Below are 12716 nucleotides of genomic sequence, written 5' to 3'. Positions count from 1 at the left end.
CTGCGCCGAGGTGGTAAAGCCGCGACCCATGGCTCGAAAGAGCCGTCACAATCTCTCGCAGCCCCGAGGCTCCAGAAAGTTGGCCGTACAGCATCGCCACGAATTGCGACTTGGTCGGCAGCCGCCGTACCCGCGCATCCGCATCATGTTCTTCCACAAGCCCTTCAAACTGACGCCACGGCATCAGCTTCAGGACGTCGCGAAATACTGTATTGTGGTGCGGCATGGCGCTGATCTCCTGTCGTGTCCCGGAACGCTTGCAGACGTCCAGAACCGACTAGAATCAACGCCATGCGCCTTGTCCACAAAATCTAAACCGGACAGCTGTGGGTCAAGCCCGGGCATGACGGAGTTTGTGGTGACGACGGTTTAACTCACCCCTTCTTCTTCGGCTCCCATGGCTCCGTCGGTCCGCCGGCATCACGCCAGGCGGCGTAGCCGCCGGCGATGTGAGCGACGGGCTTGAGGCCCATGTCCTTTGCGGTCTTGGCGGCGAGCGCGGAGCGCAGGCCGCCGGCGCAGTGGAAGACGAATTTCTTGTCTTCCTGGAAGATCGGCTTCGCATACGGGCTCTGCGGATCGATCCAGAATTCCAGCATGCCGCGCGTGCAGGAGAATGCACCGGGGATGCGGCCGTCGCGCTCGATCTCGCGGGGATCTCTGATATCGACGATGACGACGTCACCGTTCTTGGAGATCTCGATGGCGTCCTTGGCTGACAGCGTCTCGATCTCGGCATTGGCCTCGTCGCAAAGCTGCTTGATGCCGCGGGTGATGTTTTGGGGCATGTGTCTTCCCTTCTTCTCTTCCGTCGTTCCGGGGCGACGCAAAGCATCGAACCCGGAAGCTCGAGATTCCGGGTTCGCGCTATGCGCGCCCCGGAATGACAGAAATCAGTGCGTCAGTTCCTTCATCGCACCTTCGAGACCCTCGATCGTGATCGGGTACATGCGGTTGGCAAAGGTGCGCTTGATGATGGTGGTGGATTCCGAATAGTCCCAGTGCTTCTGCGCGACCGGATTGAGCCACACCGTGTGCGGATAGGTACGGATGATGCGGTCGAGCCAGACCGAGCCGGGCTCCTCGTTGACGTGCTCGACCGAGCCGCCGGGCACCATGATCTCGTAAGGCGACATCGAGGCATCCCCGACGAACACGACCTTGTAGTCGTGCGGATATTTATGCAGCACGTCCCAGGTCGGCGTGCGATCGGTGAAGCGGCGCTTGTTCTGCTTCCACACGCCTTCATAGAGGCAGTTGTGGAAGTAGAAATACTCCATGTGCTTGAACTCGCTCTTCGCCGCCGAGAACAGTTCCTCGACCTGCTCGATATGCGAGTCCATGGAGCCACCGATGTCGAAGAACACCAGGAGCTTCACGGCATTGCGCCGCTCGGGGCGCATGTGAACGTCGAGATAGCCGTGATTGGCGGTCTCGCGGATGGTGGTGTCGAGGTCGAGCTCGTCAGGCGCCCCGGTGCGCGCGAATTTGCGCAAGCGGCGCAGCGCCACCTTGATGTTGCGGATACCGAGCTCGACATTGCCGTCGAGATCCTTGAACTCGCGCTTGTCCCACACCTTCACGGCGCGGTTGTTGCGGTTCTTCTCCTGGCCGATGCGGACGCCCTCCGGATTGTAACCGTGCGCGCCGAACGGCGAGGTGCCGGCGGTGCCGATCCATTTCGAACCGCCCTGGTGCCGGCCCTTCTGCTCCTCGAGCCGCTTCTTCAGGGTCTCCATGAGCTTGTCCCAGCCCATGGCCTCGATCTGCTTCTTCTCTTCCTCGCTGAGGTATTTTTCGGCGAGCTTCTTCAGCCAGTCCTCGGGGATCTCCGCCTTCTCCATGGCGTCGAGCAGGCTCTCCAGCCCCTTGAACACGGTGCCGAAGACGCGATCGAACTTGTCGAGATTGCGCTCGTCCTTCACCAGCGAAGTGCGCGACAGGTAATAGAAATTCTCGACCGAATAGTCCGACAGGTCAGCGTCGAGCGCCTCCATCAGCGTGAGGTATTCGCGCAGCGTGACGGGGACCTGCGCGTCGCGCAGAGACGTGAAGAATTGCAGGAACATGGGTAACAGATTGCCCGTCGGGTGGCGAACGTCAAGGGGCGCTTCACCTCTGCCAATGGGAGAGGTGAAGCGAGATCCCGACTGCGGTGATTCAACGTAGACCCAAGGGCTTTTTGCTCTAGAATTGCCGCCCTCAAGGGGTTGTTTTGGGGGAGCGGTTGCAATGGGAATTATCGCGGCACTGATCATCGGCGCGATCGCCGGCTGGCTCGCCGGCAAGATTGTCCATGGGGCGGGATTTGGGCTGATCGGCAACATCGTGGTCGGCATCATCGGCGCGCTGGTCGCCGGCTGGGTGCTGCCGCAGCTGCATATCGAGGTCGCGACCGGCACGATCGGCGCCATCGTCGATGCCACGATCGGCGCGGTGATTGTGCTCGTCATCCTTTCGCTGATAAGACGGGTCTGAAAGCATGACCGAACCAGGAACGGCCGCCATGTGCGGCCGTTCCCATGTCGCGGCCGGGGCCATGAATTGGCAATGTCCGGAACGACGACCAACAAGGACGCGCAATGAAATTTACCGGCACCAAGGACTATGTTGCGACCGAGGATCTCAAGGTGGCCGTCAATGCCTCGATCGTGCTGGAGCGCCCGCTCCTCATCAAGGGCGAGCCCGGCACCGGCAAGACGGTGCTGGCGGAGGAAGTGGCGAAGGCGCTGAACGCGCCGCTTTTGACCTGGCACATCAAGTCCACCACCAAGGCGCAGCAGGGCCTCTACGAATATGATGCAGTGTCGCGCCTGCGCGACAGCCAGCTCGGTGATAGCAGGGTCTCCGACATCAAGAATTACATCAAGCGCGGCAAGCTGTGGGAGGCCTTCACGGCTGAGCAGCGCCCGGTGCTGCTGATCGACGAGATCGACAAGGCCGATATCGAATTCCCGAACGATCTGCTGCTCGAGCTCGACCGCATGGAATTCCATGTCTACGAGACCGGCGAGACGATCAAGGCCAAGCAGCGCCCGATCATGATGATCACCTCCAACAACGAAAAGGAGCTGCCGGACGCCTTCCTGCGGCGCTGCTTCTTCCACTACATCAAGTTCCCCGACGCCGAGACGATGGGCCGTATCGTCGACGTCCACTTCCCCGGAATCAAGAAGCGCCTGGTCGAGGAAGCCTTGCGCATCTTCTTCGAGGTGCGCGAGGTGCCCGGCTTGAAGAAGAAGCCGTCGACGTCGGAACTGCTGGACTGGCTCAAGCTGCTGCTCAACGAGGACATGAGCGTCGAGCAACTCAGGGAACGTGACCCGCGCAAACTGATCCCGCCGCTGCACGGCGCGCTGCTCAAGAACGAGCAGGACGTGCACCTGTTCGAACGGCTGGCGTTCCTGAGCCGACGGGAAGTTTGAGGCTGCTGCAATGCGTAGCGCCGTGCCCACCATATGCTTCTGGTGGGCACGCTTCGCTTTGCCCCCCTACGATACCGGGTGTGTTGCACGCTCTCTCCACGTCATTGCGAGGAGCGAAGCGACGAAGCAATCCAGAATCCCTCCGCTGCAAGACTCAGGATTGCTTCGCTGCGCTCGCAATGAGGCGGCTGCTCCCTCCTCCAACTTGCATCTCAATCGCAGACACACCTTCTCATCCTCGCGGCTCCTCTCGCCCGAGCTTTGCTTCACGGGGTGGCGGGGTGTTTCGCCCGACCGGCGCCCATGCCGCGCGAAGGCAGGGCCTCTAGTAGGCCGCGGCCCCTCGGCTAATCACAGCCGCCTCTGGAATACTGGATCGCCTGCCTTCTGATGAGGCGCGCCATTTCAGACTCGGCATGCCGATTCGTGAACCGGCCTGCCGGGTCAAACGACAAGTAGGCGGTGGACTTCACGCCACGGCGGCGTCGGGAATACGCACGGCTTCCATCGGTGCCTTGCCGCGGATCAGATCCGAGGCGCGGTCGGCGATCATCATGGTGGAGGCGTTGAGGTTTGCCGAGATCATGCGCGGCATCACGGAGGCGTCGATGACGCGCAGACCTTCCAACCCGTGGACGCGGAGCTGGTCGTCGACCACCGCCCACGTGCTGTCCGCCGGGCCCATGCGGCAGGTGCAACCGGGGTGGAAAGTGGTGGTGCCACGTTCTGTGGCGGCGGCGAGAAACTCGTCGTCGGTGTTGATGTTGGGTCCGGGGAAATCCTCGTACGCGTAATACGGCGACAGCGGCGCCGACTTCAGGAGCCGCCGCGCGAGCTTCATGCCGCCGACGATGACGCGGCGGTCGAGTTCGGCATCGAGATAATTGGTCTGGATGATCGGCGGCGCGAATGGATCGTTGGAGCGGATGCGGACGTAGCCGCGGCTCTCCGGGCGCTGCTGCCAGGAAGCGACCGTCATGCCGGGCTCGTCCTCGAGCTGGCCCTGCACGCCCTCCTTGTAGCTCGCCGGCGTGAAGGTGAGTTGCAGATCGGAGCTGTCGGCGCTCTCGCCGGAGTGCCAGAAGCAATAGACCATGGTCGGCGACAGTGAGAGAAGACCTCGGCGCGCGGTCGCCCATTTCATCGCCTCGACCCAGAGACGCCAGCCGCGGCGGAGCTCGTTGATGGTCTTGATGTCCTTGACGCGCGCCACCGTGCGCGGCGCGTAGTGGTCCTGAAGTCCTTCGCCGACCGGCAGCGCGTGACGCACCTGGATGCCGTGGGCGCCGAGCAGTTCCGGCGAGCCGATGCCCGAGAGCTGCAGCAGTTGCGGCGAATTATAGGTGCCGCCGGACAGGATGACTTCCTTGTTGGCGCGCACCTCCACCGGCGTGCCGCCGCGGCCGCCCTTGCTGTAGCGCACGCCGACGGCGCGCTTGCCCTCGAAAATGATCTCGGTCGCGTGTGCATGGGTGTGCACGTGCACGTTGGGCCGCTTCATCGCGGGCTTGAGGAAGGCGGTCGAGCCCGAGACGCGCAGGCCGTTGTCGATGGTCCGCTGGCAGTAGGAGACGCCTTCCTGCTTGGCGCCGTTGTAGTCAGGATTGCGCGGGATGCCGAGCGAGACCGCGCCTTCCATGAAGGCCTCGCAGAGTGGATCGCGCCACTCCATCGTCGTGACCGTGAGCTTGCCGTCGCGCCCGCGGAAGGTGTTGTCGCCCTCGCCGACCCGCATCTCCAGGCGCTTGAAGTAAGGCAGCACGTCGGCATAGCCCCAGCCGCGATTGCCCATCTGCGCCCAGGTGTCGAAATCCATGCGCTGGCCGCGATTGTAGATGTGTCCGTTGATCGAAGACGAGCCGCCGAGCGTCTTGCCACGCGGCGCGTAGATGCTGCGCCCGCCGGTGTAAGGCCCGACCTCCTGCTGGTAGGCCCAGTTGATGCTCTTCATGTGGAAGGTCTTGATGAACCCCGCCGGCAGATGGATGTAGGGGTGCCAGTCGGACGGACCTGCCTCCAGCACGCAGACGCTGGTGTTGGGATCTTCGCTCAGCCGGGAAGTGAGAACGCAACCGGCGGAGCCCGCGCCGATGATCACATAGTCGAATCTATCCATGGTGCCTCGGCCGCCCTTAGCGCGGCTTGTCGTTGAGTTGATATTCGAGATGCGCCTTCACCGTCGGCCATTCGGCAGCGATGATGCTGTAGACGACGGTGTCGCGCAGCGAGCCGTTCGGGGCGACCTGGTGACTGCGCAGAATGCCGTCCTGCTTGGCCCCTAAGCGCTCGATGGCGCGGCGGCTCTGGTGATTGAAGAAGTGCGTACGGAATTCGACCGCGATGCAGTCCAACGTCTCGAAGGCGTGACGCAGCAGCAACAGCTTGCACTGCGTGTTGAGCGGGCCGCGCTGCGCGCTCTTGCCGTACCAGGTCGAGCCGATCTCGACGCGGCGGTTGGTGGCGTCGATGTTCATGTAGGTCGTCATGCCGACGATGTTGCCGCCGGCGTCGAACACCGTGAACGGCAGCATCGAGCCCTTGGCCTGGAGGTCGAGGCGACGGTCGATCTCCTTGCCCATGTTCTCCGGCAGGGGGATCGCCGTGTACCAGAGCTTGGAGAGCTCGCCGTCCTTGACAGCCTCCGTCAGCGCCTGGAGATGCTCTTTCGAGAGCGGCTCGAGCCGGGCGTGCTGTCCGCGGAGGGTGATGGGATCAGGCCAGGGCATTGAAGTCTCTCTCCGTTGTCAGTGCGAGCGAAGCGAAGCAATCCAGAATCTTACCGGGGAGGCAGCCTGGATTGCTTCGTCGCAAGGGCTCCTCGCAATGACGGCTTGGCTCACTTGTTCAGAAAATTCAACGGCAAACCGCCGCGCGGCCAGTCCATGGCGACGAGCTCGCCCTTGCCTGACAGCGTGATGTAGGCGGTCTTCAGCTCGGGGCCACCGAAGGCGATGTTGGTGGTGACGCGATCGCCGGTCGGGATCTGCTCGACCAGGGTGCCATCAGGCGCGATCACCGAGATGCAGCCGGAGACCAGCGTGGCGACGCAGACATTGCCGTTGGCCTCGACCGCGAGCGAGTCGAACATCTGGTAGCCGCCGAGGCCGCAGATCGGCTTGCCCCGCTCGCCGCGATAGATGGCGTCGCGCGGCTTCAGCGTGCCGGGCGCGGAGAGCTCATAGGCCCAGAGCCGGCCCGTCGGCGTCTCCGCGATGTAGACGGTGTTTTCATCAGGCGAGAGCCCGATGCCGTTGGCCGGCAGCACGCCGTGCACGACTTCCACGATCTCTGTCATGCCGGGCTTGAGATAATACATGCCGCCGACATCCATCTCGCGCGCGCGGCGCTTGCCGAGATCGGAGAACCAGAGGCCGCCGTGCTTGTCGAACACGAGATCGTTCGGCCCACGCAGATCGTGCTCGCCGCATTTGGTGACGACGGTCTCGATTTTGCCGGTTTGCAGATCGACGCGCTGGATCGAGCCGCCGAGATAATCCGCGGGCTGCGGCCCCGGCATGATCATGTTGCGGGTCGGGATCCAGGAGAAGCCGCCATTGTTGCAGATATAGATCTTTCCGTCGGGGCCCAGCGCTGCGCCGTTGGGGCCGCCGGGCACTTTCGCGACGATCTCCTTGCGGCCATCAGGGTAGACGCGCGTCAGACGCTGGCCGCGGATTTCCACCAGCACCACTGAGCCGTCAGGCATCACGACCGGGCCTTCGGGAAATTCGAGATCGGTGGCGAGAACACGGACGTCAGGCATTTGGGGACCCTCCCGGCTGCTTGTTATCGCTTGCTCGGGATGTCCGGCACGGGCCCCGCTGGCAAGTTTTGCCAGCGGTTATGACAAAGTCGATCTCCCTTGCCAAGCAAGCGGGATGGTATGCCAGCGTTGCGCGTTATTCTCGCACCGGTATCCAAATCTCGAAGCCGCCATTGCCGGTCACCGGATCGAACTTCTCGTCGTAGCGCTCGAAGTTCGGCGCGTCGGCGGCTTTCAGGCCGGAGGCCGGCAGCCATTGATTCCAGATCGCGTTGACGGTGCGCCTGACCGAGGCGACGTGCTCGGTATGGGTAAACACCGCGTAGCGCTGCTCGGGAATGCGGATGCGAGTGAGACCGCGTGGCAGGTCGGAGAAATCAGTGACCTCGACGCCGGCGATGTAATCGAAATTGCCGGCATCATCGCCGTTGCAGCAGACGCCGTAGGCGACCTGTTCTTTCCCCCGCCCGATGCGTTCGGGAATGTCGGCGACCTCCTGGTGGAAGCGGGCCCACATTCCCGGAATGACGGCGCCGTTGTCGCAGGAGATGCGCTCGCCAAGGCCGGCGACGAGGAAGGCTTTTGCGGTTTCGAAACGCGGGGCTTTGAGACTGTCTGACATGGTGGAATCCATGAGAATCGGCTCCTGAAGCTTGATCTGGCCAGTGCACGTCGCCGCCCTCACCGCTTCGGGCGTGGTTCCGAAGTGGTCGCGGAACGCGCGGGTGAATGCTTCGTGCGAGCCGTAATCAGCCTCCAGCGCCAGTGACAGAATGTCCGGCGCGCCCTTGGCAAGTCTGCGCGCCGCCTCGCTCAGCCGCCGTGCACGCACGTAGCGCATCACCGGCAAGCCGGTGGCTGCAGCAAACGCACGCACCAGATGGAACCGCGACACGCCTGAGATCGCAGCGATCTCGTCGAGCGTCATCGGCTCGGCCAGATGGCTTTCGATATACCAGAGCGCGCGCTGGGCCGGGTTCATGGATCACGATTCTCCTTCCGAAGCGGTGCGATGCTGCGCTTGCGCTCTCCGCTGCGCTTGATCGGGATTGCTTCGGGCTTACTTGTCCTTCGCCTCTTTCGGCGGCGGTGAGTCCTGCTTCTTGTTCAGATCCTCGGCCTGCTTCGTCTGCGCCGCCTGGAGATCGCCGATGGTCTTCTGGAGGCCTGCGAGCGTCACCTTCAGCGCGTCAATCTGGCGGTTCGCGGCGTCCAGCTTCTGCTGGTGATCGAGATTGAGCCGGGTGATGGTCTTCTGGAGGAAGTCGACGTTGCTCTGGAGACAGCTGGTGCGCCGCTCCATGGTCTTCTCGACCGTGCAGATCTCGATGCCCGGGACGTCCTGCGCCGCAACCTGCATGTGCGCGACGAACGGTAACATGGCGATACAAACGACGATGGTCCGGCGCAGCATTCAGGTTCCTCATCAAGATGATCACGGCAATGTGCGCCGATTGCGCGCCGCCGCGCGAGGCTACCACACTCGCACCGCATTCTCGCGTTGAGCTTGGCGCGTTCCCCTTGGAGGGGGAGCAGTAAACCGCACGCGGAGGAAGTGGGCGCTCTTTCCGCGGCTTTGATGAGGGGAGATTTTTGGAATGGCAACGCGCGATAGACGATTGGCGGAATTCGACGGCGCCGGAGAACCGCCTCCCGGCCTGCCGGTCGAAGTGCTGTGTGAGGATCACAGCGGAACGTATCAGCTTCCGTTTGCCTGCCGCTATGTCGAGGGACGCTGGCAGAACCATGCGGCCGGCGTGCCGGTCGAGGCAACCGTCATCGGATGGCGCGTGCCCCGCATGAAGCATTCCGGCGTGGCCTGACGGCCCGCTTCTGTCTCAAAATGCAACGGGGCCGCGCTCTGCCTTAACCAAGGGAACGCGGCCCGAACGAATCGCGTCCGAATCAGCCTGATCGTGTTGTACGCGCCTGTTCACGGCTAGATGTCGACAAGGCCCTGCCGTTACGCACAAGATCTGCCCAGGGCAATTGCGGACAACCGCCAGCGACCGGCGCCAAAGGTTAACGATGGCAAAGGCATAGAGGTCGGCAAGGACCCCGGCGTCCCCGCCCCGGAAACAGGCAGAGCCGCGCGCCGCCTGCCTAATATTCGACCTCGAGCTCCTCGATCTCGGCCGGCTCTTCCCTCGCCGCCGCGACCCATTCCTTCATCTCCGGCATGGCCATGATGGTGTCGGCGTAGGCCTTGAGAACTGGCTCGAGCCTGACGTCATAGGTGGCGAAGCGCGTCACCACGGGGGCGTACATCGCGTCCGCCATGGTGCGCGTCCCGCCGAACAGGAACGGACCTCCTGACTTGGCCAGACAATCGCGCCAGATCGACCAGACCCGGTCGATGTCCGCCTGTGCGCGCGACCAGATCTTAAAGCCGGGGAAATGGCCCTTCAGATTGACCGGCAGCGAGGCGCGCAGCGTCGTGAAGCCGGAATGGATTTCGCCTGAGATCGAGCGGCAATGCGCGCGCTGGACACGATCGGCCGGCAACAGGCCGGCATCAGGCATCACCTCGTTGAGATATTCGGCGATCGCCAGCGTATCCCAGACCGTGGCGCCGTCATGGCGCAGGCAGGGCACCAGGATCGAGGACGACAGCAACAGGATTTCAGCACGCGCCGAGGCGTCATCCGGCGCGGTGACGATCTCCTCGAAATCGAGGCCGGAAAATTTGGTCAGCAGCCAGCCCCGCAGCGACCAGGACGAGTAGTTCTTGCTGCTGATGGTCAGTGTCGCCTTCGCCATGGGGCGCTTCCCTCACGTGTCCAGCCAACCGCGCAGCAAGTGACGTGCCAATTCCGGCAAGCCTCCTTGGCTCCGATATTGCATGGATGCAGGGGATAGGGTGGGCGCTTCAGTATGATGTCGATGTATTATCAGGCGTTTCAGAACCAGATGGACCTGACGGCCCCGTGGCGGGCGGGAGCCTCGTCGGCGCTGAAATTGCTCAATCTGGTACCGCAGGGGATGTCGGACCACGTCGTGGGCCGGCTCTCGGCGGCAATGGAGCTGATCTCGCGCTCGACCCTCACCTACGACCGCCCGGCCTACGGCATCGACAGCGTGATGGTCGGCAATCGCCAAATCGGCGTCACCGAGGAGGTCGCTTACGCGACCCCGTTCGGCTCGCTGCTGCACTTCAGGAAGGACGGCGTGACCGAGCAACCGCGCATGCTGCTGGTGGCGCCGATGTCCGGCCATTTCGCGACGCTGCTGCGCGGCACGGTGAAGACGCTGCTGCAGGACCACGACGTCTACATCACCGACTGGCACAATCCGCGCGACATTCCGCGCAGCGAGGGCCGCTTCGGGCTCGACGACTATACTGAGCACCTGATCGACTTTCTCGGGCAGTTGGGGCCGCGCCCGCATATGGTTGCGATCTGCCAGCCGTCGGTTTCGGCGCTCGCGGCTGCCGCCATCATGTGCGAGGGCAATCATCCGTCTCGGCCGGCAACGCTGACGCTGATGGCGGGGCCGATCGACACGCGGATCCAGCCGACCAAGGTCAACGAGTTCGCCAAGAGCAAGCCGATCGAATGGTTCGAACGGAACCTGATCAACTACGTTCCCGTGCAGTGCCGCGGCGCGCTCCGCAAAGTCTATCCCGGCTTCGTGCAGCTCACCGCTTTCGTCTCGATGAATCTCGAGCGCCACATCAAGCAGCACATGGATCTCGCCAACCACATCGCCAAGGGCGAGAAGGAGAAGGCGGCCAGCATCAAGACCTTCTATGACGAATATTTCGCGGTGATGGACCTGCCGGCCGAGTTCTACATCGAGACCGTGCGCGACGTGTTCCAGGAACATCTGCTGCCGCAGGGTAAGCTGATGCATCGCGGCCGTCCCGTGGACACCAGGGCCATCAGCCGCATGGGGCTGATGACGGTGGAGGGCGAGAAGGACGACATCTGCTCGATCGGCCAGACGCTCGCGGCGCAAGACCTCTGCACCGGCGTGCGCGCCTATCGCCGAGTGCATCACATGCAGGCCGGCGTCGGCCATTACGGCGTGTTCTCCGGCAAGCGCTGGAACAACGAGATCTATCCGCTGCTGCGGGATTTCGTGCACGTGAATTCGTGAGACGCTCGCCGCGCATCATGTTGGCTTTGTAGAGAACCGTGATGCGGTCCTCAGAACGGGCTGACCGGCGCGAGCCGCCTTCCGTCGATCATGCGCTTGTGGCTGTAGGCCGCGGGATCGACCAGCGGCGTCGCGCCGGCGACGATGTCGGCGGCGAGCTTGCCGGCTGCGGGGCCGATGCCGAAGCCGTGGCCGGAGAAGCCGGTGGCAAGGAAGAAGCCAGGCAGTGCATCGACCGGCGAGATCACGGGGATGGTATCCGGCGTGCAGTCGATGGTGCCGCCCCAGGCTTCCGCGATCTCGACGTCCTTCAGCTCCGGGTTCGCCTTGATCAGCGCGGCCAGCGCCGCATTGACCAGCGACATATCAGGCTCGGGATCGCGCACGCGTTCGGCCTCGAACGGGGACGGCTTGTCGAAGCTCCAGCTGGTGCCGCGGGCCAGTTGATTGAAGAACGACCTGCCGAACGACATCTTCAGGCCGTTGCGGCGGTGCAGATAGGTCGGCCAGAAGGTGCGCGCGTAGCGGAACAGGTCCGGCGAGAGTTCGACCGTGCCGCGATTGCGCAGCGCCAGCGTAAAGCCGCCGTCGAGACGGCGACGGATGCAGTAGAGGTCAGTCCCGACCGCGCCCGACGTGATCTCCGGTGCCGGCGTGGTCCGGCACGCGGTGGCGTTGACGAGGCCGATCGGCAGCTCGATGCCATGACGACGGCAGAACAGCGACGACCATGCTCCGCCCGACAGCAGCACCGCCTGCGTGCGGATGGTGCCCTTCTCGGTGACCACGGCGCTGACCTTTCCGCCTGTCGTTTCCAGTCCGCGCGCGGCGCAGCCCTGATGAATGGTGACGCCGTGCTTGCGCGCAGCCATCGCGAGCGCGGGCACGGCCATCGACGGCTCGGCGCGCCCGTCGCTCGGCGTGTGCAGGCCGCCGACCCATTCGTCGATATTTCCAGGCATCCGCTCGGCAACTTCGGCGGGCGTCAGCACGGTCGAGTGCACCTGCATCTCACGTGCGACCGCCGCCCAACGCTCCCAGCTGGCGAGTTCGTCCTTGCTTTTGGTCAGGAACAGCACGCCGGTGCGGCGGAAGCCGGCATCGACGCCGGCGTCGTTCTGCATGTCCTCCCACAACCGCAGCGCTTCGCGCGCGAGCGGAATTTCCTCACGCGCACGGCCCTGCTGACGGCACCAGCCCCAATTGCGGCTCGACTGCTCGCCACCGACATGCCCCTTCTCGACCAGCGCGACGGAGAGGCCTTTCCTGGCCAGATGATAGGCCGCGGAGACGCCGATGACGCCGCCGCCGATGACGACGACGTCCACCTGCGCCCGCAGGCGTTCGTCGCTGTCGATATGGTTGAGCGGCGGAGACATCGAGGGGTGTCGCTTTCGTGTTTTTAAATTTGCTGCCAAAATGCATCACGG

At 63.6% G+C, this 12716-nt stretch carries 14 protein-coding genes; 4 read left to right on the top strand and 10 right to left on the bottom strand.

What is annotated here, in order from left to right:
• The 3 genes from BM222_RS37325 to BM222_RS37315 form a co-directional block, all read right to left on the bottom strand.
• Positions 1-226 (bottom strand): DUF4372 domain-containing protein (locus tag BM222_RS37325; protein WP_143106172.1); only part of this gene is annotated, 226 nt, incomplete at its 3' end.
• 148 nt (positions 227-374) lie between these two features.
• Positions 375-788, bottom strand: coding sequence for a rhodanese-like domain-containing protein (locus BM222_RS37320; RefSeq protein WP_092239640.1), 414 nt, complete (start codon positions 786-788; stop codon positions 375-377).
• Between the two features lie 105 nt (positions 789-893).
• On the bottom strand, positions 894-2069 hold the full coding sequence (locus tag BM222_RS37315; protein ID WP_092239639.1) for a vWA domain-containing protein: 1176 nt from the start codon (positions 2067-2069) through the stop codon (positions 894-896).
• 163 nt (positions 2070-2232) lie between these two features.
• Here BM222_RS37315 and BM222_RS37310 point away from each other — a divergent pair, with 163 nt between their 5' ends.
• Positions 2233-2478 carry a GlsB/YeaQ/YmgE family stress response membrane protein gene (locus BM222_RS37310; protein ID WP_092239638.1) on the top strand — a complete coding sequence of 82 codons (246 nt, stop codon included), beginning with the start codon at positions 2233-2235 and terminating at the stop codon, positions 2476-2478.
• A 104-nt stretch (positions 2479-2582) separates the two neighbouring features.
• Entirely contained in the window at positions 2583-3425 is an 843-nt protein-coding gene (locus BM222_RS37305) for an AAA family ATPase (RefSeq protein ID WP_092239637.1), read from the top strand.
• A 469-nt stretch (positions 3426-3894) separates the two neighbouring features.
• Here the strand turns inward: BM222_RS37305 and BM222_RS37300 are convergent, their stop codons facing one another.
• The 5 genes from BM222_RS37300 to BM222_RS37275 form a co-directional block, all read right to left on the bottom strand.
• A complete protein-coding gene (locus tag BM222_RS37300) occupies positions 3895-5541 on the bottom strand; it encodes a GMC family oxidoreductase (RefSeq protein WP_092239636.1) in 1647 nt (548 codons plus the stop codon).
• A gap of 16 nt (positions 5542-5557) precedes the next feature.
• Positions 5558-6151 carry a GNAT family N-acetyltransferase gene (locus BM222_RS37295; protein ID WP_092239635.1) on the bottom strand — a complete coding sequence of 198 codons (594 nt, stop codon included), beginning with the start codon at positions 6149-6151 and terminating at the stop codon, positions 5558-5560.
• A gap of 110 nt (positions 6152-6261) precedes the next feature.
• Complete coding sequence (locus tag BM222_RS37285) at positions 6262-7188, bottom strand: SMP-30/gluconolactonase/LRE family protein (RefSeq protein ID WP_092239633.1); 927 nt, start codon at positions 7186-7188, stop codon at positions 6262-6264.
• A 136-nt stretch (positions 7189-7324) separates the two neighbouring features.
• A complete protein-coding gene (locus BM222_RS37280) occupies positions 7325-8170 on the bottom strand; it encodes an AraC family transcriptional regulator (RefSeq protein ID WP_092239632.1) in 846 nt (281 codons plus the stop codon).
• 78 nt (positions 8171-8248) lie between these two features.
• A complete protein-coding gene (locus BM222_RS37275) occupies positions 8249-8602 on the bottom strand; it encodes a hypothetical protein (protein WP_092239631.1) in 354 nt (117 codons plus the stop codon).
• 184 nt (positions 8603-8786) lie between these two features.
• On the opposite strand from BM222_RS37275, the gene BM222_RS37270 reads away from it, so the two are divergent.
• Complete coding sequence (locus tag BM222_RS37270; protein WP_092239630.1) at positions 8787-9011, top strand: hypothetical protein; 225 nt, start codon at positions 8787-8789, stop codon at positions 9009-9011.
• Between the two features lie 280 nt (positions 9012-9291).
• Here BM222_RS37270 and BM222_RS37265 read toward each other — a convergent pair whose 3' ends face one another.
• Positions 9292-9948, bottom strand: a complete 657-nt coding sequence (locus tag BM222_RS37265; RefSeq protein WP_092239629.1) for a glutathione S-transferase family protein — start codon at positions 9946-9948, stop codon at positions 9292-9294.
• Positions 9949-10062: 114 nt separating this feature from the next.
• On the opposite strand from BM222_RS37265, the gene BM222_RS37260 reads away from it, so the two are divergent.
• Positions 10063-11286: a polyhydroxyalkanoate depolymerase gene (locus BM222_RS37260; RefSeq protein WP_092239628.1), complete on the top strand. Its 1224-nt coding sequence runs from the start codon at positions 10063-10065 to the stop codon at positions 11284-11286.
• A gap of 50 nt (positions 11287-11336) precedes the next feature.
• Here BM222_RS37260 and BM222_RS37255 read toward each other — a convergent pair whose 3' ends face one another.
• The gene (locus BM222_RS37255; protein ID WP_092239627.1) at positions 11337-12665 is read right to left on the bottom strand and encodes an NAD(P)/FAD-dependent oxidoreductase; all 1329 of its coding nucleotides are present in this window, start codon (positions 12663-12665) and stop codon (positions 11337-11339) included.
• Positions 12666-12716: the final 51 nt, after the last annotated feature.

The sequence above is a fragment of the Bradyrhizobium sp. Gha genome (assembly GCF_900113735.1).
In the GTDB taxonomy this organism is placed as follows: Bacteria; Pseudomonadota; Alphaproteobacteria; order Rhizobiales; family Xanthobacteraceae; genus Bradyrhizobium.
This window is presented reverse-complemented; position numbering and strand designations above follow the sequence as displayed.